We start from the raw sequence: 22529 nt of genomic DNA on the forward strand, positions 1-22529 counted from the left end.
CATTCGCTTTCGATTGGACGATTTGTCATGACCGACCCACTCCTCATCCCCTGCCCTCTCTGCAACGGCCTCAACCGCATCCCGGCCGAGCGCCTCAACGACCACCCGAAATGCGGGCGCTGCAAGGCCGAAGTCCTGTTGAGCAAACCGTTTGAATTGAAGCAAGGCGACTACGCCAGCCAGATCAAGGGCGATCTGCCGCTGCTGGTGGATGTGTGGGCGGACTGGTGCGGGCCGTGCAAGTCGTTCGCACCGGTGTTCGAGCAGGCAGCCGGGCAACTGGCGGGCAAGTGTCGCCTGGCCAAGCTGGACAGCGAGGCGAACCAGCAGTTGTCGGCGCAGTTGGGAATTCGCTCGATTCCGAGCCTGATCCTGTTCAAGAACGGCCGGGAAGTCGCCCGGCAGAGCGGGGCGTTCCCGTTACAGCAACTGATGAGCTGGTTGCGTAGTCAAGGCATCTGAAACAACACGGAACCATGTGGGAGCGAGCTTGCTCGCGAAGGCGGGCTGACATTCAAAAGAGGTGTCGCCTGATACACCGCTTTCGCGAGCAAGCCCGCTCCCACAGGGGTTCTGTGTTATCCGCCAGAATCAGGCGTTTTCCAGCAGATTGTGCAGCTCGACAAACTGCTGGGTCAGTTTGTGCCGCGGGTCGAGATGGATCAGCGGCGTATTGGCCTGGTGGGATTCACGCATGCGTACCGAGCTGGCCAGGTACACCGGCAGCACCGGCAGGCCTTCGGCGATCAGCTCATCGAGAATTTGCTGGGGCAGGCTGGCGCGGGCCTGGAACTGGTTGACGACGATGCCTTCGACTTCCAGGCCTTCGTTATGGTCGTCCTTCAACTCTTCGATTTCCGCCATCAGGCCGTACAGTGCCTGGCGTGAAAAACTGTCGCAATCGAAGGGAATCAGCACACGATCGGCGGCAATCAACGCTGAAACCGCATAGAAATTCAGCGCTGGCGGGGTATCGAGGTAAATCCGGTCGTAGTCTTCGCTCAGCTCTTCAAGCAACTTACGCAGCTTGTTGATCTTGTGCTTGGCTTCAAGCTTTGGCTGCAAGTCCGCCAGCTCGGCGGTGGCGGTAATGACATGGAGGTTATCGAACGGGGTTTCGTAGATGTCGACCTGATTCTTTTTGGAGAACGGCCCGGAAGACAGCGTCTGCTTGAAGAAATCGGCGATGCCCATCGGGATATCGCTACCGGTGAGCCCCGTCAGGTACTGAGTGGAGTTGGCCTGGGCATCGAGGTCCACCAACAAGGTGCGAAAACCCTCGCTGGCACTGACTGCCGCCAGATTGCAGGCAATGCTGGATTTGCCAACGCCACCTTTCTGATTGAACACCACGCGCCGCATGTCAAAACCTCCGTGTATCAAAGAATGACCGAGTGTAGTGGTCCACGGTATGGCTACGCTACCTCACCAGTGCAAGGACTACACAGTCAGTTGCCTTCTCTTGCATGAAAAGCCCTGAGCGGCCCGGCGGTTCGACGCCAGAACCGACAGACGGGGTAATAATTCTGTGAATAGTTGCCAATCATTCAATTTTTGCGAACCAGCCGCTTCATCTTCTGAGCAAAATGTAACCAGCATTTGCTACACGTTCCCGGCACCGGGATAATGCGCGCCACTCGGCGCCAAACGCCACGCAGGGTAAGTCTCGGCCCTCGGCCACTCCCCCGCGTCAAGTAAGCCCGTGAGGGTGGGATGAATGTCTGTGATCAACTTCAACATCGCCCAATGGCGCGCCTGGGCCCCGGGGCTTGATAGCGTGTCCGATTGGCAGGCCTGGTGCCGACAACCGGTCGTGCTGCCGGACAGCGATGCCGCTCCCGACGTTTCCTTTCTGCCGGCCATGCAGCGTCGACGGCTCAGCCGTCTGGCGCGCATGGCATTCAGTGTCGGCTGGCCTTTGGCCGAAGGTCGGCAGGATCTGCCATTGGTCTTTGTTTCCCGTCACGGCGAAACGCCCCGCACCGTCGATATTCTCAGTGATCTGGCCGCCGACCAGCCGCTGTCGCCGACCCGGTTCAGCTTGTCGGTGCATAACGCGATCATTGGCTTGTGGTCGATCATGCGGGGTGAAACCAGCGAAATGACCGCCCTGGCCGCCGCAGGCGATGGCCTGGAACACGGCATGCTTGAAGCTGCCGCGCTGCTGGCTGAAGGCGCTCGCGCGGTACTGCTGGTGGTCACCGAAGAGAAGCCACCCGAGGCTTACTCGACCTGGATCGACGACGTGCCGTTCCCTTATGCCGTCGGCTTGCTGATCACACCCGGTACCGACTGGCAGTTGTCCCTGAACAGCCCCTCGGATGCGTTGTCCAAACCCCGCTGGCCTCACGCGCTGAATCTGCTGTGTGCGCTGCTCGGCCAGCAAACCACCTGCCAACATGCCTGGAAAAATCGTGTATGGACCTGGCAACGCAACCCATGACCGAGAAAAACCGCGACGCCTATTACTGGCGTTTGCTGGCCACCGCCGCGAGCTTCGCCCTGTTCGGGCTGGGCGGGCTGTGCCTGCGCCTGGTGATTTTCCCTGTACTGAACTGGCTGCCGGGCGACGCCCGAACCCATCGGCTGCGGGCCCGGCAAACGGTCAGCCGCTGTTTCTGGATTTTTGTGCGTTTCATGGCCCGTACCGGGGTACTGACCTATAACATCGAGGGTGCGGAAAAACTCGGTCGCCCCGGGCAAATGATCATTGCCAATCACCCATCGCTGATCGACGTGGTGTTTCTGATCGGCCTGGTGCGTCACGCCAACTGCGTGGTCAAGCAAAGCCTCTGGGAAAACCCCTTCACCCGCGGGCCGCTGCGCTGCACCGAATACATCAGCAACGACGGCAGCATGGACATGCTCGACGCGGCTGCCGACGCGCTGAAAGACGGTCAGACCCTGATCATTTTCCCGGAAGGTACGCGCACTCAGCCCGGCCAGCCGCCGGCCTTTCATCGGGGCGGCGCGGCAATCGCCCTGCGTGGTGCGAAAATCCTCACCCCGGTCATTATCAAGGTCAGCCCGACCACATTGACCAAGGCCGAACCCTGGTATCGCATCCCCAAGCGGCGCGTGCACTTCAGTTTCCGGGTCGGGGCCGATATAGACCCAAAGACCTTCGCCACGCAGGGGCCGGCTCCGCAGGCCTCGCGCAAGCTCAACGATTATTTGCATTCTTACTTCATCAAGGAGCTCGCCGAAGATGAGCGATCTGAACACCCCTAGCCTGGTGCTGGAAATCAAAGAACTGATCATCGACGCCCTGGGCCTCGAAGACATCAGCGCCCAAGACATCGGCAACGAGCAGACGCTGTTCGGCGAAGGCCTGGGCCTGGACTCGGTGGACGCCCTGGAACTGGGCCTGGCCATCCAGAAAAAGTACGGCATCAAAATCGACGCCGATGCCAAGGACACACGCAACCACTTCAGTAACGTGGCGAGCCTTGCGGCGTTCGTCAGCGCAAAACAGGCAGCTTGAGACCGGACCATGCAAACTCGTGACGACATTTTCAACACCCTGCGCGATGCCTTGGTCGAGCTTTTCGAACTGGACCCTGAGCGTGTGAGCCTGGAATCCAACCTGTATCAGGACCTGGAAATCGACAGCATCGACGCGGTCGACCTGATTGATCACATCAAACGTCAGACCGGCAAGAAAATCGCCGCCGAAGAATTCAAATCGGTGCGTACCGTCAGTGACGTGGTCGAGGCGGTCTACCGTCTGGTTCAACCCGCCGCATGAATCGACTGATTGGCCTCGGCCTGCTGCTGGCAGGCCTTTTGTATCCCTTTGCGGTGTATTTCGGCATGGAGCATTTCGCCCCGTGGCAGTTCGGGCTGTTGCTGGGCGGGCTGTGGCTGGCCCGGGCGCTGACCGGCAAACGACGGCCTGGCAGCCTGTGGATGGCCACGGTGGCCATTGTGTTCTGCCTGTTGCTGGCACTGTTCGACAGCCCGGTGTTGTTGCGCTGGTATCCGGTGTTGATCAGCAGCTTCATGTTGGTGCTGTTCGGATCGAGCCTGACATTCGGCCCACCGATCGTTGAACGCCTGGCCCGGGTACGCGAGCCGCAATTGCCGGCCGAGGGCATTCGCTATACCCGTCAGGTGACCATCGCCTGGAGCGTTTTTTTTCTTTGCAACGGTTTGTGTGCCGCCGCCCTGACCCTCTGGGCGCCGCTGAGCTGGTGGACGCTGTACACCGGCCTGATTTCCTACGGATTGATAGGCCTGATGTTTGCCATTGAATGGCTCATACGAATAAGGGTACGAGGCCACCCATGAATTGGATAAAACTTGAGCACCTGCTGCTCAAGGCTCAGCCGGAGCGCGCCGTAACCACTGCTCCGGCACTGGATCACGCCCGACTGTGCGAACAGGCGCTGCGCCTGGCCGCCGGCCTGCAAGCCCGGGGTGTCCGGCAGATGGCCGTGCACCTTGAGGATGCCGCCGACCTGGCGATTGCCCTGTTCGGCGCCTGGCGTGCCGGGGTCAGTGTGCTGCTGCCGTCCGACCTGCAACCGCAGACCCGCCAACGCTGGTCGGGTGATGTTGATCTGTGGCTGAGCGATCAGCCCGACGATGCGCACCTTGGCGACCTCCAACAGCCGCCGCTTAGTGCCGCCGCGCTGGACCTGGATAACTGCCGACTCAGCCTGTGCACATCCGGCTCCAGCGGCGAACCCAAGCGCATCGAAAAAAACCTGCGCCAACTGGCCAATGAAGTCGAAGCCCTGGAACAGCTGTGGGGCGCCGACCTGGGCCCGGCGTGCATCATTGGCAGCGTCGCTACCCAGCACATCTACGGCCTGCTGTTTCGGGTGCTTTGGCCACTGTGCGCCGGGCGCCCGTTCCTGCGTCGGCAGTTGGCCTTTCCGGAAGACCTGCAACGCGCCAGCCGCGAATACCCGGCCTTCACCTGGGTGGCCAGCCCGGCGCTGCTCAAGCGCATGGGCGACAACCTCGACTGGCCCGCCTTGAGCGCCGTACGCCGGGTGTTTTCCTCCGGCGGCGCATTGCCGGTCGAGGCCGCACAGAGCCTGCATGAGCGTCTGGGGCAATGGCCAACGGAAATCTTCGGCAGCTCGGAAACCGGCGGCATCGCCTGGCGTCAGGGCGCGGAACTGTGGCGCCCCTTTGCCGATGTCACGCTGACACAAGACAGTGAAGGAGCGCTGCTGATCGCTTCGCCGTACTTACCCGTCGGTCAAATCGAACACACGGCCGATTCAGCACGCATCGCCATCGATGGTCGCTTCGAGTTGCTTGGGCGACTGGACCGGATCGTCAAACTGGAAGAAAAACGCATCTCGCTGCCGATGCTGGAACAGGCGTTGACGGCCCATGAATGGGTCATCGAAGCTCGGCTCGGCGTCGTTCAGGAAAACCGTGCCTCCCTGGGGGCGTTGCTGGTGCTGAGCGAGGCCGGGTTGCATGTACTGCGCAATCACGGTCGACGCAGCCTCACCGAGCAACTGCGCCAGCACCTGAGCCAACACTGCGAAGCCCTGGCCCTGCCAAGACGCTGGCGCCTGCTGCGACAACTGCCACTGAACGCTCAGGGCAAACTGCCCCAGGCCGACGTCGACGCCCTGCTGTTGGCGCCGCGCCCCAAAGCGCCCGAGGTGCTGGAGCAAGTCGAAAGCAATGGCGAGTGGAGCCTGCAACTGGCCGTGCCACCGGACCTGGCCTATTTCAGCGGTCATTTCCCCAAGGCGCCTGTGTTGCCTGGCGTGGTGCAGGTGGACTGGGCGCTGAGCCTGGGCCGGCAACTGATGAACCTGCCGAAAAAATTCGCCGGTATGGAAGTCTTGAAGTTCCAGCAACTGGTGCGCCCGGGCGACGAAATCCAGCTGCACCTGCGCTACGACCCGGCGCGCGGCAAATTGTATTTCGCCTATCGCAACGAAACCGCCACCTGCTCAAGCGGGCGGATCTTGCTGGAGGCGGAGCATGCATAGCCCCTGCGCCGTCGTCCCCGTGTACAACCACGAAAGCGCCATCACCACGGTGGTCGATGCCCTGATCGCCAGCAACCTGCCGTGCATTCTGGTGGACGATGCCAGCAGCCCGAGCTGCGCCCGGGTGCTGGATCGCCTGGCCCAGCGTGAAATGGTTTACCTGATCCGGCTGGCCGAAAACCAGGGCAAGGGTGGCGCGGTCATGACCGGTTTGCGCGAAGCTTCGCGCCTGGGTTTCAGCCATGCCTTGCAGGTGGATGCAGATGGCCAGCACGATTTGCAGGACGTCAGGCGTTTCATCGAACAATCACGCCGCTACCCACGAGCGTTGATTTGCGGCTATCCGCAATATGACGCCAGCGTGCCGAAAGGCCGTTTGTATGCGCGCTACCTGACTCACGTCATGGTCTGGATCAACACCCTGTCATTGCAGATTCGCGACTCCATGTGCGGTTTCCGGGTTTACCCATTGCCGCCGGTCCTGGCGGTGATCGAGTCAGCGAAAATCGGCAAGCGCATGGACTTCGACTCGGACATCCTGGTGCGCCTGACCTGGCGCAATCAGCCGATGCAATGGCTGCAAACCAAAGTCCATTACCCGCTGGACGGCGTTTCGCATTTTCGGATGTTCCACGACAACGTCCTGATTTCCAGCATGCACACGCGGCTGTTCTTCGGCATGTTGCTGCGCGCGCCAGTGATCCTCTGGCGACGGTGGCGGGCATGAGTTCAGACAAGCAGCATTGGGCCGACCGCGAAGAACGGGGCAGTTTCTGGCTGATGAAGCTCACCGCGTTCGGTGCCAAAGTGCTGGGCCGTCGAGTACTGAGCCCAGTGTTGTACGGCATCGTGTTGTACTTTTTCCTGTTCGGCCGCAGCGCCCGACACAGCGCCTGGCAATACCAGCAACGCCTGGCCGACTGGAGCGGTCGCAGCGAACTGCGCCCGAGCCACTGGCGAGTGTTCGGCCAGTTCATGGCTTTCGCCGATTCCATGCTCGACAAACTCGACGTATGGAACGGCAAGCTGAGCATCGAACAGATCGAAATCATCGACCCGGCGCTGCTGCGCGACCAGTTGCGCGGCGCCCGCGGGCAAATGCTGGTGGGCGCGCACCTGGGTAATCTGGAAGTCTGCCGCGCACTGGCGGAGCTCGGCGAGAAAGTCACGATGAACGTGCTGGTGCACACCAAGCACGCCGAACAGTTCAACCGTTTGCTGGGCGAAGCCGGGGCGACCAATTTGCGCCTGATCCAGGTCAGCGAACTGGACCCCGGGATCATGCTGCAACTGAGCGAGCGCCTGGAACGCGGCGAGTGGCTGGCGATTGCCGGCGACCGAGTGCCGCTGCATGGCGGGCGCTGCGTGACCGTGGACTTTCTCGGTCATCCGGCCAGGTTCCCCCAGGGCCCGTGGCTGCTGGCCGGCCTGCTGAAATGCCCGGTCAACCTGCTGCTGTGCCTGAAAAAGCCCGACGGCGACTATCGACTGACCATTGAACCCTTCGCTGACGCAATCACCTGGAAGCGCAGCGACCGTGAACAGGTCATTCATCAGTGGGCCTCCCGCTACGCCGAACGCTTGGGTCACTATTGCCTCGAAGCGCCCCAACAATGGTTCAACTTTTACCCTTTCTGGAAGACCGATGACGACGCCAACGCTTGAGCCGGTAACCTTCGGCGAACGCCCTTTGCGCATTGAAGATGTGCTGGCACTGGCCAACCGCAAGGTGCCGACGCAGTTGCAAAGCGACCCTGCCTACCGCGAGCGCATCGCCAAGGGCGCGCGTTTTCTGGACTCTCTGCTGGACAAGGAAGGCGTGATCTACGGCGTAACCACCGGCTATGGCGATTCCTGCGTGGTCGCGGTGCCGCTGCATCACGTCGAGGCGCTGCCCCGTCACCTGTACACCTTCCACGGCTGCGGCCTGGGCAAACTGCTCGACGCCCAGGCCACCCGCGCGGTACTGGCGGCGCGTTTGCAGTCGTTGTGCCACGGTGTTTCCGGGGTGCGCGTGGAGCTGCTGGAGCGCCTGCAGGCGTTCCTTGAACACGACATCCTGCCGCTGATTCCGGAGGAAGGTTCGGTGGGCGCCAGTGGTGACCTGACGCCGCTTTCGTACGTTGCCGCCACGCTGTCCGGCGAACGCGAAGTGATGTTCCGCGGCGAGCGCCGGCAGGCTGCCGATGTGCACCACGAACTCGGCTGGCAGCCACTGGTGTTGCGTCCGAAAGAAGCCCTGGCGCTGATGAACGGCACCGCGGTGATGACCGGTCTGGCCTGCCTGGCGTACGCCCGCGCCGATTACCTGCTGCATCTGGCCACGCGCATCACCGCGCTGAACGTGGTCGCCCTGCAAGGCAACCCGGAGCACTTCGACGAGCGCCTGTTCGCGACCAAGCCACACCCGGGGCAGATGCAGGTCGCCGCGTGGTTGCGCAAAGACCTGGCCATCGACGCGCCGACCGCACCACTGCATCGCCTGCAAGACCGTTATTCCCTGCGCTGCGCACCCCATGTGCTGGGCGTACTGGCCGACAGCCTGAACTGGCTGCGCTCGTTCATCGAGATCGAGCTCAACAGCGCCAACGACAACCCGATCATCGACGCCGAGGCCGAGCGCGTGCTGCACGGTGGGCACTTCTACGGCGGGCACATCGCGTTCGCCATGGACAGCCTGAAAAACCTCGTGGCCAACGTCGCCGACCTGCTGGATCGGCAACTCGCGCTGCTGGTGGACGAGCGCTACAACCATGGCTTGCCGAGCAACCTGTCGGGCGCCACGGCCGACCGCGCCATGCTCAACCACGGCTTCAAGGCGGTGCAGATCGGCACCAGCGCCTGGACTGCCGAAGCGCTGAAGAACACCATGCCGGCCAGCGTCTTCTCGCGCTCCACCGAATGCCACAACCAGGACAAAGTGAGCATGGGCACCATCGCCGCCCGGGATGCGATCCGCGTGCTGGAACTCACCGAACAGGTGGCGGCAGCTACACTGCTGGCGGCCAATCAGGGCGTCTGGCTGCGCGGCCAGGCCGAAGATGCACGCCCCCTGCCACCCGCGTTGGCCACCATGCATGAAGCCTTGGCCAAGGACTTCCCACCGGTCATCGAAGACCGCGCACTGGAAGGCGAATTGCGCCTGTGCCTGCAACGCATCGCCGAACAACACTGGAGGCTGCATGCGTAGCAAGGGATTTCTCTACACCGACACGGAAATCGTCGTACCGTTCTTTGACGTCGACAGCATGCACGTGGTCTGGCACGGCCATTACGTCAAATACCTGGAAGTCGCCCGCTGTGCGCTGCTGGACAAGATCGGCCACAACTACACGGCGATGAACGAATCCGGCTATGCGTGGCCGGTGATCGACCTGCAACTGCGCTACGTGCGCGGGGCGGTGTTCGGCCAGAAACTCAACGTGCGCGCCAACCTGGTGGAGTGGGAGAACCGCTTGAAGATCAACTACCTGATCAGCGACCTGCAAACCGGTGAGCGCCTGACCCGGGCCATGTCGGTACAGGTCGCCGTCGACATTGCCAGCCGCGAGATGCAACTGGCCTCGCCGAAGGTCTTCACCGACGCTGTCGAGAAGGCCCTGCCATGATGTTCTGCCATCCCCGTTCCCCTGTAGGAGCGAGCCTGCTCGCGATGGTCGTTAACGATAATGCTGGGTATCTGACACCCCGTGGCGCTCTCAGGTTTTTCGCGAGCAAGCTCGCTCCTACAGTGTTCTGCGTGCTACTGGGTATTCCAGGGCTGGCCAGCGCCTTCGATCTGCAACAGCTCAGCGATCAACTGGCCAGACCCGAGGTGATCCACGGCAGTTTCATCCAGGAAAAACACCTGCGCGCCCTGCCCCAGCCGCTGACCAGCAAGGGCACGTTCGTGCTGGCAAAAAACCACGGCCTGTTATGGCTGTTGAAAACGCCCTTGCAACAGGACTATCGCATCACCGCCAAAGGCATTGCCCGACGTGACGGCAGTGTTTGGCAAATGCTGCCGGGCAAAAGCGCCGGTGCCGAGCAGAACCGTTTGTTCCTCGCCGTGCTGCAAGGCGATAGCAGTGGCCTGCAACGGGATTTCGAGCTGTCCCTGAGCGGCGACGCGCAGAACTGGAAGCTCACGCTGCTGCCACGCTCGATGCTGCTCAAGCAGGTGTTCAACCAGATCAACATTACCGGCGCAGAACTGGTACACAGCATTGAGCTGCTCGAGACCCAGGGCGACAGCACGTTGTTGCGCATGCAGGACAGCACCAGCACCCAACCGTTGAGCGACGCGGAGCAGCATGACTTTGCCGAGTGAACGGTGGTTGCCACGGCTGTTTCTGATCCTGCTGCTGGCAGTACTGGCGCTCGCCGGTTGGCAATGGCGTGACGGCGCGCCGCTGTCGGCCAACCTGATGGATCTGGTGCCCGGCACAGCGCCCGATGCCCTGGAACTGCGCGCCGAACAACGCATGCAAGAACCGCTGAACCGCGAAATGCTGGTGCTGGTCGGCCACAGCGATCGCCAGCGGGCCGTCGCCATGGCGCAGACACTCGGCGAACAATGGCAGGCCAGCGGCTTGTTCGAAAAGGTCCAATGGACCCTGCAAGCCGACTTGCCGGCGCTGCGCACGCAGTTGCTGCAAGGTCGCCTGGCGATGCTCCAGGCGGCGGACCGACAACTTCTGATCGAGCACCCCGACACTTTTATCCAGCAGCGGGTGCAGGCGTTGTTCGACCCGTTCAACGGTTACAGCCTGGTGCCGAGCCAGGACGACTGGCTGGGCCTGACCGGGCGCATCCAGAACAGCCAGCCGCAACGTGGTTCGGTGCAACTGGACATCGGCAGCGGCGCCCTGGTCGCCGATGCCGATGGCAAGAGCTGGGTGCTGCTGCGCGCGCGCACCACCGGCAACGCCTTCGACATGAACCTGCCGCTGCAAGTGGCCGACCTGCTCAAGCACAGCCGCGAAGAAGCCGCCCGGCACGACGTGCAACTGCTCGCCGCCAGCGGCCTGTTGTACGCAGCCAGCGGGCAGCAGCAGGCCGCCCGGGAGATGACCTGGGTCGGCGGCGGTGCCACCGTGGGGATTTTGTTGCTGCTGCTGTTGGCCTTCCGGCGCTGGCGCGTTTTGCTGGCCTTCGTGCCGGTGCTGGTGGGCATGCTCTTCGGTGCGGTGGCCTGCGTTGCGTTGTTCGGCCATATGCACGTGATGACCCTGGTGCTGGGTTCGAGCCTGATTGGTGTCGCGGTCGACTACCCCCTGCATTACCTGTCCAAGAGCTGGAGCCTCAAACCCTGGCGCAGCTGGCCAGCCCTGCGCCTGACCCTGCCGGGCTTGACCCTGAGCCTGATCACCAGCGGCATCGGTTACCTGGCCCTGGCCTGGACACCCTTCCCGGCACTGACCCAGATTGCCGCGTTCTCTGCCGCAGGGTTGCTCGGCGCCTATTTGTCCGCCGTGTGCCTGCTGCCGGCATTGCTCAAGGGCGTAGACCTGCGCCCGGCGCAGTGGCCATTGCGCGTTTGCGAGTTTTTGCTGGGTTGTCGTGAAGCGCTGCTCAAACAGCTGAAAACGCCAGTCTTGCTGGCGCTGCTGGTCGCCTTTTGCGTGGGCGGCCTGTTGGAGCTGAGCAGCAAAAACGACATCCGCCAGTGGATCAGCGCACCGCAACAATTGACCGACGAAGCCCAGGCCATTGCCCGAATCACCGGTTATCAACCCACCAGCCAGTTCTTCCTGATACGCGCCGCCAATCAGCAGCAACTGCTCGAACGCCAGACCGCTCTGAGAGAACGACTGGATCAATTGACAGGCCTGGAAAAGCTCCAGGGTTATCTGTCGCTCAATCAACTGGTCAGCCCGCCGAACGAACAGCAACAGGTGCGCGCAGCGTTGAGCAAACTGTCTTCGTTCTGGCAACCCTTGCTCGAAATCGGCGTACCGGTCGAGGCGCTGCAAGCCGAGCTGACAAAGCTTCAGGCATTGCCGACCGTGGACATCGAAGCAGCGCTCAGCGGCCCGTTGGCAGAACCCTACCGGGCCCTGTGGCTGGGGTCGACCGAAGACGGCGTGGCGGCAATGGTCAGCCTGCAAGGCATCAACAACACGGCCCTGCTGCGGCTCCAGGGCGAGGATTTACCCGGCGTGACACTGGTGGATCGACTGGGTGAATTGAACAACGTCTTCGCGGCCACCCAAATCAGTGCCGCGGAACTGAAACTCGCCTCCTGTGTGTTGATCGTGCTGGTGCTGATCCTGCCATTCGGCCTCGGCGGCGCGTTGCGCATCGTGTCCCTGCCCCTGCTGGCGGCGTTGTGCAGCCTGGCCAGCCTCGGCTGGCTGGGGCAGCCGTTGACCCTGTTCAGCCTGTTCGGCCTGCTGCTGGTGACGGCGATCAGCGTCGATTACGCGATCCTGATGCGCGAACAGGTCGGCGGCGCAGCCGTGAGCCTGCTGGGCACCCTGCTGGCGGCATTGACCACCTGGCTGTCGTTCGGCCTGCTGGCGGTATCGAGCACCCCGGCGGTGAGCAACTTCGGACTGTCGGTGAGCCTGGGCCTGATCTTCAGCTTCCTGCTCGCACCGTGGGCCGGTCGCCAGGTGCATGAGCCCACGGCCGTGGAGCGGGCAACATGATGGTCGTTCTGTTCTGGGCGATGGCACTGGTGTTGTTCGCCTTGGCGACCCGTGTCGGCCGGCATTTCGGCCTGATTCCCATCGTCAGCCAGTTGTTGCTGGCGACCCTCGGCTTGCCGCTGTTGATGTATTTCTGGATCGAGCCCCAATGGCAATTGAGCGGTGCGCAGCTGGTGTCGCCGGGCTGGCTGAAGAACCTCTACAGCCTGAGCTTTGCCCTGTTGCTGGGCTACATCCTCAGCGATGTGATCGACCTGCAACTGGATCGCCAAAGCCTGAAAATCGCCCTGCCCAGCTTTTGCATTCCGTTTGCCTGCGGCCTGGTCACGGCCGTCTGGTTGTTGCCGCCGCAACCGTGGATCAGTTCGCTGGCCGTCGGCCTGTTGTTCGCCATCACCGCGATTCCGGTGTTGTACCTGTACCTGCGGCACATCGATTACCCGCCCACCGCCACCCGGCGACTGGTGCAAACCGCGATCCTCATCGACCTCGCCTGCTGGACCCTGTTCGGTATCGCCCAGGGCAGCCTGCACCTGAGCAGCCTGTTGCTGCCCCTGGCCGGCGCGTGCCTCCCGGTGCTGCTGCGGCTGCTGGGCCTGCGCCAGACGTGGCTTTACAGCCTGAGCTTTTTCGCCCTGCTGGTCGTCGCCGAACACTTCAAGCTCAATGCACTGATTTTCGGTATCGGCTATGTGTTGATCATGGCCGCGCTGAAAGCCCCACTGGTCCTGCCGTTGCCGGCCATCTGGATGAGCCGCTTGCAGACATACATCGCCATCCCGCTGATCCTCACGTTCGGCATCGTGCAGATCAACGTGCACAGCGCGATGGACAGCCTCGGCTGGATGCAACTGGTCGCCCTGCTGCTGTTGCCGATGCTGAGCAAACTGCTGGGCAACTGGCTCGGCCTCGGCTGGGCCGGGGCCTCGTTCCAGGGTGCCAGCCGCTGGCGGGAAAGTGTGCTGCTGAACATCCGTGGCTTGAGCGAGATCGTTTTTCTCAACCTGCTGCTGCAACAGCAACTCATCAGCCCGCCGCTGTACTTTGCCCTGATGCTGATGGGCCTGATCGCTACACTGCTGCCAGCCCTGACCGGCATGCACCGTATCCCACTGAAAGCCGCTGTCCCCGCAAGGAGCCCCCATGCCAACCGTTGAGATGGAATGCCGCCAGGTCGTGATCATCGGCGCCGGACCTTCCGGCGCCATCGCCGCCGCGTTGCTCAAGCGCAAGGGACACGATGTGCTGGTGATCGAGCGGCAGCATTTTCCACGGTTTTCCATCGGCGAAAGCCTGTTGGCCCATTGCCTGGATTTCGTCGAAGAAGCGGGCATGCTCGACGCCGTCAACGCCGCCGGCTTCCAGCTGAAAACCGGTGCCGCGTTTGCCTGGGGCGAGCGCTACAGCGCCTTCGATTTCGGCGAGACGTTCAGCCACGGCAAATCGACGACGTTTCAGGTCCAGCGCGCCGATTTCGATAAGCTGCTGGCCGATCAGGCCGCGCTGCAAGGCGTGGAGATCCGCTATGGCGAAACCATCGTCAGCGTCGACATTGCCCCGGGAAAACCGCAGCTCGGCGTGCGCCGCGAAGACGGTAGCGAGTACCGCATCGAGGCTGACTTCCTGCTCGATGCGAGCGGTTACGGCCGCGTGCTGCCGCGCTTGCTCGACCTCGAGGCGCCGTCGAACTTCCCGGTGCGCCAGGCCGTGTTCACTCACGTCGAAGACCGTATCGACCACCCGGGCTTCGACCGCAGCAAGATCCTGGTGACCACTCATCCGACCCAGCGCGACGTGTGGTTCTGGACCATCCCGTTCAGCAACGGGCGCTGCTCGGTCGGCGTGGTCGCCGCAGAGGAGCGTTTCGCAGGCCGCAGCGACAATCTGGACGAGTGCCTGCGCGGCTTTATCGCCGAGACGCCAAGCCTGGCCCGCGTGTTGCAAAATGCGCAGTGGGACACCGAGGCCCGAACCATCGGCGGTTACTCGGCCAACGTCAAAACCCTGCACGGCCCGGGCTTCGCGCTGCTGGGCAATGCCGCGGAATTCCTCGACCCGGTGTTTTCCTCCGGCGTGACCATCGCCATGCGTTCGGCGAGCATGGCCGCTGGGGTATTGCACCGTCAGCTGCAAGGCGAAGCCGTCGACTGGCAAACCGAGTTCGCCGAACCGCTCAAGCGCGGCGTCGACACGTTCCGCTGCTATGTCGAAGGCTGGTACGCGGGGACATTCCAGGACGTGATTTTCCATGAGAGCAGTTCACCGGAAATCCGCGGGATGATCAGTTCCATTCTTGCCGGATATGCCTGGGACCGACGCAATCCGTTCGTCAGCGAAGCCAGGCGCCGGTTGAAGGCGATTTCAGAGTTCTGTGCAAGGGATGCGTCATGAACTACTTGAGCGACAACTACGTCGAAGAAACCCGTTTCGGTTTGTGGTTCCTGCGCAGCCAGATCTGGCAACACTATGTGCTGCGGTTGGCGATCAACGACTTGCACAACCTGTTCAGCGAAGCGCTGCCTGTCAGCCCGGTGCTGCTGGATGCCGGTTGCGGCCAGGGCAAGTCATTCCCGCTGCTGCGCCAGGCCTTTGCGCCCGGTCGCCTGATTGGCGTCGATGCTGATCCACAAAGCCTGATCCAGAGCCGCGAAGAAGCGGCCCGCCAGGGCATGGAAGTGGAGTTGATCGGCGGCGACTGCGCCAGCCTGAACCTGCCGGACGCCAGTATCGACCTGCTGTTTTGTCACCAGACCTTCCATCACCTGGTGGAGCAGGAACAGGCACTGGCCGAGTTCTACCGCGTACTCAAACCCGGCGGTTATCTGCTGTTCGCCGAATCCACCGAGGCTTACATTGATACCTGGGTGATCCGCTGGTTGTTTCGCCACCCCATGCACGTGCAGAAAAGCGCTGCGCAGTACCTGCAAATGATTCGCCAGCAAGGTTTCGAATTTACCGCGCAAAACGTGTCTTATCCGTATCTGTGGTGGAGTCGCGCCAAGGATTTCGGCCTGCTCGAATACTTGGGTGTGTGCAAGCCAAAACCCTTTGGCCAACGGGAAGAAACCCTGGTCAATGTGGTGGCGCGCAAACCGTTTGAAGGAACTGAGTGATGTTCATTGCCAACCGCTTGAAACACCAAACCTGTGGGAGCGAGCTCGCTCGCGATAGCGGTGGGTCAGTCAATATCAATGTTGAATGTATCGCCGCCATCGCGAGCAAGCTCGCTCCCACAGGGGTAACCGGCGTTATGCGATTTCTGTTACTTGCCGTAGCCCTGCTGTTGAGCGCCTGCGCCGGCCGGGCGCCGCTGCCCGAGCAAAACCCGGATCTGCCGTTGCCGCTGCAATTGCACATCCAGCGCGGGCTGGCCGACGAACGCCAGGACTGGGTGCTGGTGATCCAGCGTGAAGAGACGGGTATTCGCTGGTCGATGATGGACCTGTTGGGCATTCCCCAGGCCCGCCAGAAATTGATCGATAAAACCTGGGAGTCCGATGGTTTCCTGCCGCCCAATCCGCAAGCCCGGGAACTGTTCGCGGCGCTGCTGTTTGCGCTGACGCCGCAAGAGGAACTGGCGGCCAACTATCCCGGCGCCTGGCAGTACGGCAGACAACGGTCCCTGCCCGAGCGCTGGGACATTCGCTACGCACAACCGCAGAATTTTGAATTGAAGCTACCGCATGGTCCGAGCTATCAAGTCACGCCCCTGAGCGGTGAAACGCCATGACGGCTTACCTCAATGCCCTAGGATTGGTCTGCGCGCTGGGCCGTGACAGGCAGGAAGTCGCCCGCAACCTGTTTGCCGGCGACTGCGGCGGCATGCGCGAACAAACCGGGTGGGTGCCGCAGCGCACGCTGCCGGTCGGTGCGGTCCTGGGCAAACTGGCAAGCATTCCGGCCGACATGTCGCGCCATCACAGTCGCAACAATCAGTTGTTGCTGGAGGCCACGCTGCAAATCCGCCCGGACATCGACAGCGCGATCCAGACCTACGGCCGCGACCGCATCGGTGTCGTGCTGGGCACCAGCACCTCGGGTATCGACGAGGCCAGCCAGGGCCTGGCGCATTACCTGCGTGAAAAGCAGTTCCCTGCCGAGTACGACTATCAGCAACAGGAACTCGGGGCGCCGGCGAACTTCCTCGCCGAGTGGCTGCAATTGAGCGGGCCGACCTATGTCATTTCCACGGCCTGCACCTCCAGCGCCCGGGCCTTGATGAGCGCCCAGCGCCTGTTGGACCTGGGCATGTGCGACGCGGTGCTGTGTGGCGGTGTCGACACCTTGTGCAAGCTGACACTCAACGGTTTCTCGGCGCTCGAAGCGGTCTCGGAACAACGCTGCAATCCGTTTTCGGTGAACCGCAATGGCATCAACATTGGCGAAGCGGCGGTGCTGTTCCTGATGACCAGACGTGCAGCCGACAGCCAGGCGATTGCCTTGCTCGGCAGCGGCGCCAGTTCCGATGCGCATCACATCTCCGCCCCAGAGCCGACTGGTCGTGGCGCCCTGCAAGCGATGCGCAAAGCCCTGGGCCGCGCCAACCTGCAACCGGAACAGATCGCTTATCTGAACCTGCACGGCACCGCCACCCAGCACAACGACGCCATGGAAAGCCAGGCCGTGGCGACCCTGTTCCCGGCTGGCGTACCCTGTTCGTCGAGCAAACCCATGACCGGTCACACCCTCGGTGCCGCCGGGGCGCTGGAGGCGGCGTTCTGCTGGTTGAGCCTGAGCCCGGACAATCACGAGCATGCCCTGCCGCCTCACGTCTGGGACGGACAGCCCGATCCCGAATTGCCGCCGCTGCAATGGGTGACCCCGGCCACTCGCCTGACGTCCATTGCACCCCGCTACCTGATGAGCAATTCCTTTGCCTTCGGTGGCAACAACGTCAGCCTGATTATCGGAGACGCCCCATGATTGACTGGCCGATCGCCGAACTGCTGCCCCACGCGGGTGACATGATTCTTATCGATCAGATCCTGGCGTTCGATGAAGAGCAGATTCACACGCGCCTGACCGTCAAACCCGATGGCCTGTTCAATCTCCCCGACGGCAGCCTGCCGGCCTGGGTCGGCATCGAACTGATGGCCCAGAGCGTGGCCGCCTTCGCCGGTTGCCATGCGCGCCAGCGCGGTGATGAGGTGGAATTGGGCTTCCTGCTCGGCAGCCGAAAATTCGAATGCAACGTCGAAAGTTTTCCGGCCGGCACCGAGTTGACCATCCACGGCATTCGCTCCCTGGAAGACGATAACGGCATGGGCGTGTTCGAATGCCACATCAACGCCCCCGGCATTCACGTTACCGCCCGTCTGAATGTGTTCCGCCCACCCCAGGCCGCTCAATATCTCCATGAACCCGAAGGAGTCCAGTGATGACTGAATCCGTACTGGTCACCGGTTCCAGCCGTGGTATCGGCCGCGCCATCGCCTTGCGCCTGGCCCGGGCCGGGCACGACATCGTGTTGCATTGCCGCAGCGGCCTGGCCGACGCCGAAGCCGTCAAGGCCGAAGTCGAGGCCTTGGGCCGTCGTGCGCGCATCCTGCAGTTCGACGTGGCCGACCGCGCCCGCTGCAAGGAAATTCTCGAAGCCGACGTGGAAACCCATGGCGCCTATTACGGTGTGGTACTCAATGCCGGCCTGACCCGCGACGGTGCCTTTCCCGCCCTTAGCGAGGAGGATTGGGATGTGGTGATGCGCACCAACCTCGACGGTTTCTACAACGTGCTGCACCCGGTGATGATGCCGATGATTCGTCGTCGCGCCGCCGGGCGGATTGTCTGCATCACCTCGGTGTCGGGTTTGATCGGCAACCGTGGCCAGGTCAACTACAGTGCTTCCAAGGCCGGCTTGATCGGCGCGGCCAAGGCATTGGCGATCGAGTTGGGCAAGCGCAAAATCACCGTTAACTGTGTCGCACCCGGCCTGATCGACACAGCCATGCTCGACGAGAATGTGCCGGTGGAAGAACTGATGAAAATGATCCCCGCACAACGCATGGGCACCCCTGAAGAGGTGGCTGGCGCGGTGAATTTCCTGATGTCGGCGGAAGCCTCGTACATCACCCGGCAGGTTCTGGCCGTCAACGGAGGCCTGTGCTGATGAAGCGCGTCGTCGTCACCGGCATGGCCGGCATCACCTCACTGGGCAGCGACTGGGACACCATCGCCGGCAACTTCGCGGCCAACCGCAGCGGCATCCGCCGGATGGACGAGTGGGATCGTTTTACCGAACTCAACACGCGCCTGGCTGGCCCCATCGATGACTTCAAGGTGCCAAGCCACTGGACCCGTAAGCAACTGCGCAGCATGGGCCGAGTTTCGCGGCTTGCCGTGGGTGCGGCGGAGATGGCGCTGGCCGATGCCGGGCTGTTGGGCGACGAATCGATCAAGGACGGGCGCATGGGCGTCGCCTGTGGCTCCTCCACCGGCAGCACCGACGAGATCAAGGCGTTCGGCAACATGCTGCTCAACTCAGTGGCCGAAGGCCTGAACGCCAACTCCTACGTGCGGATGATGCCGCACACCACCGCGGCCAATATCAGCATCTTCTTCGGCCTCACCGGTCGCTTGATCCCGACGTCCAGCGCCTGCACCAGCGGCAGCCAGGGCATCGGCTATGCCTACGAGGCGATCAAGTTCGGGCGCCTGCCGCTGATGCTCGCCGGCGGTGCCGAGGAACTGTGCCCGACCGAAGCCATGGTCTTCGACGCGCTCTACGCTACCAGCCTGAAAAACGACACCCCACAACGCAGCCCGCGCCCTTACGACACCGCACGCGACGGCCTGGTGATCGGCGAAGGCGGCGGCATGCTGGTGCTCGAGGAACTGGAACACGCCCTGGCCCGTGGCGCCCGCATCCATGCCGAGATTGTCGGTTTCGGCAGCAACGCCGACGGCCAGCACACCACCCGTCCCGAGCAAATAACCATGCGCCGGGCCATGGAACTGGCCCTGGAGGACGCCGGGCTGAAACCTTCGGACATCGGCTACGTCAACGGCCACGGCACCGCCACCGAACAGGGCGACATTGCCGAAACCCTGGCCACCAGCAGCCTGTTCGGCGAACACATGCCGATCAGCTCGCAAAAGAGCTTCCTCGGCCACACCCTCGGCGCCTGCGGTGCGCTGGAGTCGTGGTTCAGCATTGAAATGATGAACCGCGACCTGTACGCCCACACCTTCAACCTCGACGAAGTCGACCCGCACTGCGGCAAGCTCGACTACCTGCGCGGCGAGTTTCGGCAGATGAGCAACCGGTACGTGATGAACAACAACTTTGCGTTTGGCGGGGTTAATACGTCGCTGATTTTCAAGCGCTGGCCATAACCTGAAATATTTCCCCTGTAGGAGCGAGCCTGCTCGCGAAAAACGTCCGGGCACCGCGTTAATTCAGGCTGCCCGCGTTATCGTTGACGTCCATCGCGAGCAGGCTCGCTCCCACAAGGGTTCTCGCCTCCCCGGACGATCACGGTGGATCAAGGTTATCCAGCACCCGATTCACCGCCAGCTCCCCCAACATGATCGACTGCTGAATCCCCAACAATGTATTGCTCTGCGCTCCGTTCAGACTCCTCGCGAAATCACTTGCCATGACATTGGCTGATGCCAGCGACACGCAGGCGTATTCCAGCAGGGTGTGGTTGTCGATATCGGGGGCGATGAGGAAGAGGGTACTCGGTTGGCGTGGCGCGTCCGGATCGGTGTCCGGTGACTTTGGCGTCTTGGTCATGATTCAGCGTCCTGAAAGTGGCGGCCACACCGAATCACGACGGATCAAAAGGGTGGCAGCTGTACGCAGGTTAGTAGACCGGGCAAACCGAAAACCGGCGCGCCCGAAGGCGCCCTGCGCACAGCCACCATCAAAGGCAGGTATGGACATACCTGCCTATCAGGAACGCATATGCGCTTCGGTTTACTACGGGCTACTAAACCCGATCACTGACCATCAGTGACGCGAATCAAGTTAGCGATAGCCCTCAAAGCGCACAAGCCGGCGGATTCTGGAGTAGTTTTAGGCAGAGCCGCAAGGCGCTGTAGCCTCTCTGGGATAGTTCAGAAATGTCCCACAAACAGTGGTAAAGCTTCTGATCTTCTGTAGGAGCGAGCTCGCTCGCGATGGTCGTAAACGATGACACGTGTTTCCTGGATGCACGCGGCGCTCTTTAGTCCATCGCGAGCAGGCTCGCTCCTACAGTGACTCACCTTCCTCGGATTCAACGTTTTCAGAAACACCAGAAACGACAAAGGACGCCTTTCGGCGCCCCTTCACAAACAGGTCGGCTTGTCATCGCCCTGTACCTGCCTGGCTCTGCGATGGCTGGTTGCCCAGGATCCTCAGAGTCTCACAAGCCCCTTTCGGGAACATTGGCAGTATTGCCCGAATGGGCATCGTAGACAACAGGTGGCAACTCGCCTGTCTGTGTCAATTTCGTTGCCATCACAGTCCCAGCGCCCTGCGCACCGCGACTTTGATTGCGTGGAACTCATCTGTTTCAAGCTGTGAAATGACGTAAACACGATTTCCCCTTCGATCTCGACTCTTGATTCGGTCAAGCCTGGAGAGACTCACTGTCGCGACCATATCGCATTTTGCCCAACAGGTCGGGGACGCTCCTTGTAAATAACTGGGTAGCTCCAAATGGTGTTCAAGAATACAGTCCGGAGCGGTGGTACTCAGCGGCACGACCGTAACCAACAAGCTGTTGGTCCTGTGTTTGCGAATCACAATGACCGGTCTGATCTTGACCATTTCAGGAATCTCATAGCCCCTGAAATCACAAATCAGCACGCTGCCTTCCTTTGGTTGATATAGAAGTGGCATCCATGGCACTCGGCTAAAAAGATCGATTCTGCGCAAGTTTCCGGAAAACCACTAAGCTCGATCCATTACTTTAAATGTCCTGCGTAATGATCAGTTTCTCACGCCACCACGCCTTCAACCTTCCTCGTCAACAACTCCACAAACGCCCGCGCCATCGGCGACTTCTGATCCTTGCGCTGCACCAGCCACACCGCCGACACCGCCGCCGGATCGAGCAAGGGCCGATAGACCACACCATCAATGCGCATCCGCTGATAAGACGCCGGCAGCACCGACACACCCAACCCCGCTGCCACCAGCCCGATAATGGTCATCGCCTCGCCGGCCTCCTGGGCGAAGTGCGGGCTGAAGCCGGAGTCCCGGGCCAGGCTGAGCAGTTGTGCATACAGGCCACTGCCGTAGCTGCGCGGAAAAAACACAAAGGGCTCAAGCGCCAGGGCTGACAGGAACAAGCCTTCTTCGCTGCCCTCGACCAGCGGATGCTTGGAACTGAGCACCGCGACCAGCGGTTCGCGCATCAGTTCGACCACGCTGAGGCAGTCCGGCAGCCCGAGCGGGCGCATGATCCCGACTTCAATCGACTCGTCCACCAGCGCATCGGCCACCTGGGTGCTGCTCATTTCCCGCAGGTTCAGGTGCACCGCCGGGAAGCGCTGGCGGAAAGAGAAAATCGCCTGGGGAATGGTCGAGTTGAAGGGGGCCGACGAGGTGAAGCCGATTTTCAGCTCACCCAACTCGCCCAGTTGCGCCCGTCGCGCGACATCCGCCGCTTTGTCGACCTGCGCCAGCACCAGCCGCGCCTCCTCCAGGAACAGCCGACCGGCCTCGCTCAGCTCGACCCGACGATTGGTACGTTCGAACAACCGGGCGCCGACTTCCTGTTCCAGCGCCTGAATTTGCTGGCTCAGCGGTGGCTGGGAGATACCCAGCACTTGTGCGGCGCGGCCGAAATGCAGTTCTTCGGCGACGGCGATGAAGTAGCGCAGATGACGCAATTCCATGGAAACCCCATTAGGTCGTAAAAGCTATCAAACAGGTCGAACAATATATTGGATTGAATCATTAGCCAGCTATATGCTTTTTTCACTGCCTGACCGGCTGCGC

The 22529-nt window shown here is 61.9% G+C and carries 25 protein-coding genes; 21 read left to right on the top strand and 4 right to left on the bottom strand.

The window, feature by feature from the left end:
• The first annotated feature begins 27 nt into the window (after positions 1–27).
• A complete protein-coding gene (trxC, locus tag AC1RS8_RS01185; protein ID WP_489339624.1) occupies positions 28–462 on the top strand; it encodes a thioredoxin TrxC in 435 nt (144 codons plus the stop codon).
• A gap of 129 nt (positions 463–591) precedes the next feature.
• Here trxC and AC1RS8_RS01190 read toward each other — a convergent pair whose 3' ends face one another.
• On the bottom strand, positions 592–1362 hold the full coding sequence (locus AC1RS8_RS01190) for a ParA family protein (RefSeq protein WP_015093167.1): 771 nt from the start codon (positions 1360–1362) through the stop codon (positions 592–594).
• A 355-nt stretch (positions 1363–1717) separates the two neighbouring features.
• On the opposite strand from AC1RS8_RS01190, the gene AC1RS8_RS01195 reads away from it, so the two are divergent.
• The 20 genes from AC1RS8_RS01195 to AC1RS8_RS01290 are packed head-to-tail and all read left to right on the top strand — an operon-like array spanning position 1718 to position 19930.
• Complete coding sequence (locus tag AC1RS8_RS01195; protein ID WP_090452742.1) at positions 1718–2443, top strand: beta-ketoacyl synthase chain length factor; 726 nt, start codon at positions 1718–1720, stop codon at positions 2441–2443.
• Positions 2419–3231 carry a lysophospholipid acyltransferase family protein gene (locus AC1RS8_RS01200; protein ID WP_057712312.1) on the top strand — a complete coding sequence of 271 codons (813 nt, stop codon included), beginning with the start codon at positions 2419–2421 and terminating at the stop codon, positions 3229–3231. The genes AC1RS8_RS01195 and AC1RS8_RS01200 overlap by 25 nt, the downstream gene beginning before the upstream one ends.
• Positions 3209–3484 carry a phosphopantetheine-binding protein gene (locus AC1RS8_RS01205; RefSeq protein ID WP_057712313.1) on the top strand — a complete coding sequence of 92 codons (276 nt, stop codon included), beginning with the start codon at positions 3209–3211 and terminating at the stop codon, positions 3482–3484. The genes AC1RS8_RS01200 and AC1RS8_RS01205 overlap by 23 nt, the downstream gene beginning before the upstream one ends.
• A gap of 9 nt (positions 3485–3493) precedes the next feature.
• On the top strand, positions 3494–3748 hold the full coding sequence (locus AC1RS8_RS01210; protein ID WP_007992314.1) for an acyl carrier protein: 255 nt from the start codon (positions 3494–3496) through the stop codon (positions 3746–3748).
• Positions 3745–4290, top strand: coding sequence for a COG4648 family protein (locus tag AC1RS8_RS01215; RefSeq protein WP_218495221.1), 546 nt, complete (start codon positions 3745–3747; stop codon positions 4288–4290). Before AC1RS8_RS01210 ends, AC1RS8_RS01215 begins: the two co-directional genes overlap by 4 nt.
• Entirely contained in the window at positions 4287–5966 is a 1680-nt protein-coding gene (locus AC1RS8_RS01220) for an ApeI family dehydratase (RefSeq protein ID WP_489339623.1), read from the top strand. The genes AC1RS8_RS01215 and AC1RS8_RS01220 overlap by 4 nt, the downstream gene beginning before the upstream one ends.
• Positions 5959–6693 (top strand): glycosyltransferase family 2 protein, encoded by a 735-nt coding sequence (locus AC1RS8_RS01225; protein WP_057712316.1) that lies wholly within the window; start codon positions 5959–5961, stop codon positions 6691–6693. The genes AC1RS8_RS01220 and AC1RS8_RS01225 overlap by 8 nt, the downstream gene beginning before the upstream one ends.
• A complete protein-coding gene (locus AC1RS8_RS01230; protein ID WP_218495224.1) occupies positions 6690–7631 on the top strand; it encodes a lysophospholipid acyltransferase family protein in 942 nt (313 codons plus the stop codon). The genes AC1RS8_RS01225 and AC1RS8_RS01230 overlap by 4 nt, the downstream gene beginning before the upstream one ends.
• Complete coding sequence (locus tag AC1RS8_RS01235) at positions 7612–9156, top strand: HAL/PAL/TAL family ammonia-lyase (protein WP_489339622.1); 1545 nt, start codon at positions 7612–7614, stop codon at positions 9154–9156. Before AC1RS8_RS01230 ends, AC1RS8_RS01235 begins: the two co-directional genes overlap by 20 nt.
• Positions 9149–9574, top strand: coding sequence for an acyl-CoA thioesterase (locus tag AC1RS8_RS01240; RefSeq protein ID WP_057712319.1), 426 nt, complete (start codon positions 9149–9151; stop codon positions 9572–9574). The genes AC1RS8_RS01235 and AC1RS8_RS01240 overlap by 8 nt, the downstream gene beginning before the upstream one ends.
• Entirely contained in the window at positions 9571–10275 is a 705-nt protein-coding gene (locus AC1RS8_RS01245) for an outer membrane lipoprotein carrier protein LolA (RefSeq protein ID WP_218495226.1), read from the top strand. Before AC1RS8_RS01240 ends, AC1RS8_RS01245 begins: the two co-directional genes overlap by 4 nt.
• Positions 10259–12598, top strand: coding sequence for an MMPL family transporter (locus tag AC1RS8_RS01250; protein WP_489339621.1), 2340 nt, complete (start codon positions 10259–10261; stop codon positions 12596–12598). The genes AC1RS8_RS01245 and AC1RS8_RS01250 overlap by 17 nt, the downstream gene beginning before the upstream one ends.
• Positions 12595–13755, top strand: a complete 1161-nt coding sequence (locus AC1RS8_RS01255; RefSeq protein WP_489339620.1) for a sodium:proton antiporter — start codon at positions 12595–12597, stop codon at positions 13753–13755. The genes AC1RS8_RS01250 and AC1RS8_RS01255 overlap by 4 nt, the downstream gene beginning before the upstream one ends.
• Positions 13742–14989 (top strand): NAD(P)/FAD-dependent oxidoreductase, encoded by a 1248-nt coding sequence (locus AC1RS8_RS01260; protein ID WP_489339619.1) that lies wholly within the window; start codon positions 13742–13744, stop codon positions 14987–14989. The genes AC1RS8_RS01255 and AC1RS8_RS01260 overlap by 14 nt, the downstream gene beginning before the upstream one ends.
• Positions 14986–15711, top strand: a complete 726-nt coding sequence (locus AC1RS8_RS01265) for a class I SAM-dependent methyltransferase (protein ID WP_340312382.1) — start codon at positions 14986–14988, stop codon at positions 15709–15711. The genes AC1RS8_RS01260 and AC1RS8_RS01265 overlap by 4 nt, the downstream gene beginning before the upstream one ends.
• On the top strand, positions 15711–16328 hold the full coding sequence (locus tag AC1RS8_RS01270; protein WP_489339618.1) for a hypothetical protein: 618 nt from the start codon (positions 15711–15713) through the stop codon (positions 16326–16328). The genes AC1RS8_RS01265 and AC1RS8_RS01270 overlap by 1 nt, the downstream gene beginning before the upstream one ends.
• On the top strand, positions 16325–17521 hold the full coding sequence (locus tag AC1RS8_RS01275) for a beta-ketoacyl-[acyl-carrier-protein] synthase family protein (RefSeq protein ID WP_489339617.1): 1197 nt from the start codon (positions 16325–16327) through the stop codon (positions 17519–17521). Before AC1RS8_RS01270 ends, AC1RS8_RS01275 begins: the two co-directional genes overlap by 4 nt.
• Positions 17518–17976 carry a hotdog family protein gene (locus tag AC1RS8_RS01280; protein ID WP_057712326.1) on the top strand — a complete coding sequence of 153 codons (459 nt, stop codon included), beginning with the start codon at positions 17518–17520 and terminating at the stop codon, positions 17974–17976. The genes AC1RS8_RS01275 and AC1RS8_RS01280 overlap by 4 nt, the downstream gene beginning before the upstream one ends.
• Complete coding sequence (fabG, locus tag AC1RS8_RS01285; RefSeq protein WP_489339616.1) at positions 17976–18704, top strand: 3-oxoacyl-ACP reductase FabG; 729 nt, start codon at positions 17976–17978, stop codon at positions 18702–18704. The genes AC1RS8_RS01280 and fabG overlap by 1 nt, the downstream gene beginning before the upstream one ends.
• Positions 18704–19930 carry a beta-ketoacyl-ACP synthase gene (locus AC1RS8_RS01290; RefSeq protein WP_090452718.1) on the top strand — a complete coding sequence of 409 codons (1227 nt, stop codon included), beginning with the start codon at positions 18704–18706 and terminating at the stop codon, positions 19928–19930. The genes fabG and AC1RS8_RS01290 overlap by 1 nt, the downstream gene beginning before the upstream one ends.
• 139 nt (positions 19931–20069) lie before the next feature.
• Here AC1RS8_RS01290 and AC1RS8_RS01295 read toward each other — a convergent pair whose 3' ends face one another.
• The 3 genes from AC1RS8_RS01295 to AC1RS8_RS01305 all read right to left on the bottom strand — a co-directional run bounded on the left by AC1RS8_RS01295 (position 20070) and on the right by AC1RS8_RS01305 (position 22426).
• The gene (locus tag AC1RS8_RS01295) at positions 20070–20333 is read right to left on the bottom strand and encodes a DUF6124 family protein (protein WP_489339615.1); all 264 of its coding nucleotides are present in this window, start codon (positions 20331–20333) and stop codon (positions 20070–20072) included.
• 708 nt (positions 20334–21041) lie between these two features.
• The gene (locus tag AC1RS8_RS01300) at positions 21042–21425 is read right to left on the bottom strand and encodes a type II toxin-antitoxin system PemK/MazF family toxin (protein ID WP_057712330.1); all 384 of its coding nucleotides are present in this window, start codon (positions 21423–21425) and stop codon (positions 21042–21044) included.
• A 98-nt stretch (positions 21426–21523) separates the two neighbouring features.
• Complete coding sequence (locus AC1RS8_RS01305; RefSeq protein ID WP_057712331.1) at positions 21524–22426, bottom strand: LysR family transcriptional regulator; 903 nt, start codon at positions 22424–22426, stop codon at positions 21524–21526.
• Positions 22427–22529 lie beyond the last annotated feature (103 nt).

The sequence above is a fragment of the Pseudomonas sp. GW821-FHT12A04 genome (assembly GCF_058807755.1).

Excerpts from the sequence above, each read along its gene's own strand:
- AC1RS8_RS01280 (WP_057712326.1), top strand. The coding sequence starts at position 17,518 with ATGATTGACTGGCCGATCGCCGAACTGCTGCCCCACGCGGGTGACATG.
- trxC (WP_489339624.1), top strand. The coding sequence starts at position 28 with ATGACCGACCCACTCCTCATCCCCTGCCCTCTCTGCAACGGCCTCAAC.
- AC1RS8_RS01215 (WP_218495221.1), top strand. The coding sequence starts at position 3,745 with ATGAATCGACTGATTGGCCTCGGCCTGCTGCTGGCAGGCCTTTTGTAT.
- AC1RS8_RS01295 (WP_489339615.1), bottom strand. The coding sequence starts at position 20,333 with ATGACCAAGACGCCAAAGTCACCGGACACCGATCCGGACGCGCCACGC.
- fabG (WP_489339616.1), top strand. The coding sequence starts at position 17,976 with ATGACTGAATCCGTACTGGTCACCGGTTCCAGCCGTGGTATCGGCCGC.
- AC1RS8_RS01230 (WP_218495224.1), top strand. The coding sequence starts at position 6,690 with ATGAGTTCAGACAAGCAGCATTGGGCCGACCGCGAAGAACGGGGCAGT.
- AC1RS8_RS01195 (WP_090452742.1), top strand. The coding sequence starts at position 1,718 with ATGTCTGTGATCAACTTCAACATCGCCCAATGGCGCGCCTGGGCCCCG.
- AC1RS8_RS01305 (WP_057712331.1), bottom strand. The coding sequence starts at position 22,426 with ATGGAATTGCGTCATCTGCGCTACTTCATCGCCGTCGCCGAAGAACTG.
- AC1RS8_RS01205 (WP_057712313.1), top strand. The coding sequence starts at position 3,209 with ATGAGCGATCTGAACACCCCTAGCCTGGTGCTGGAAATCAAAGAACTG.
- AC1RS8_RS01200 (WP_057712312.1), top strand. The coding sequence starts at position 2,419 with ATGGACCTGGCAACGCAACCCATGACCGAGAAAAACCGCGACGCCTAT.
- AC1RS8_RS01270 (WP_489339618.1), top strand. The coding sequence starts at position 15,711 with ATGTTCATTGCCAACCGCTTGAAACACCAAACCTGTGGGAGCGAGCTC.
- AC1RS8_RS01260 (WP_489339619.1), top strand. The coding sequence starts at position 13,742 with ATGCCAACCGTTGAGATGGAATGCCGCCAGGTCGTGATCATCGGCGCC.
- AC1RS8_RS01265 (WP_340312382.1), top strand. The coding sequence starts at position 14,986 with ATGAACTACTTGAGCGACAACTACGTCGAAGAAACCCGTTTCGGTTTG.
- AC1RS8_RS01210 (WP_007992314.1), top strand. The coding sequence starts at position 3,494 with ATGCAAACTCGTGACGACATTTTCAACACCCTGCGCGATGCCTTGGTC.
- AC1RS8_RS01255 (WP_489339620.1), top strand. The coding sequence starts at position 12,595 with ATGATGGTCGTTCTGTTCTGGGCGATGGCACTGGTGTTGTTCGCCTTG.
- AC1RS8_RS01220 (WP_489339623.1), top strand. The coding sequence starts at position 4,287 with ATGAATTGGATAAAACTTGAGCACCTGCTGCTCAAGGCTCAGCCGGAG.
- AC1RS8_RS01250 (WP_489339621.1), top strand. The coding sequence starts at position 10,259 with ATGACTTTGCCGAGTGAACGGTGGTTGCCACGGCTGTTTCTGATCCTG.
- AC1RS8_RS01190 (WP_015093167.1), bottom strand. The coding sequence starts at position 1,362 with ATGCGGCGCGTGGTGTTCAATCAGAAAGGTGGCGTTGGCAAATCCAGC.
- AC1RS8_RS01240 (WP_057712319.1), top strand. The coding sequence starts at position 9,149 with ATGCGTAGCAAGGGATTTCTCTACACCGACACGGAAATCGTCGTACCG.
- AC1RS8_RS01245 (WP_218495226.1), top strand. The coding sequence starts at position 9,571 with ATGATGTTCTGCCATCCCCGTTCCCCTGTAGGAGCGAGCCTGCTCGCG.
- AC1RS8_RS01225 (WP_057712316.1), top strand. The coding sequence starts at position 5,959 with ATGCATAGCCCCTGCGCCGTCGTCCCCGTGTACAACCACGAAAGCGCC.
- AC1RS8_RS01275 (WP_489339617.1), top strand. The coding sequence starts at position 16,325 with ATGACGGCTTACCTCAATGCCCTAGGATTGGTCTGCGCGCTGGGCCGT.
- AC1RS8_RS01290 (WP_090452718.1), top strand. The coding sequence starts at position 18,704 with ATGAAGCGCGTCGTCGTCACCGGCATGGCCGGCATCACCTCACTGGGC.
- AC1RS8_RS01300 (WP_057712330.1), bottom strand. The coding sequence starts at position 21,425 with ATGCCACTTCTATATCAACCAAAGGAAGGCAGCGTGCTGATTTGTGAT.
- AC1RS8_RS01235 (WP_489339622.1), top strand. The coding sequence starts at position 7,612 with ATGACGACGCCAACGCTTGAGCCGGTAACCTTCGGCGAACGCCCTTTG.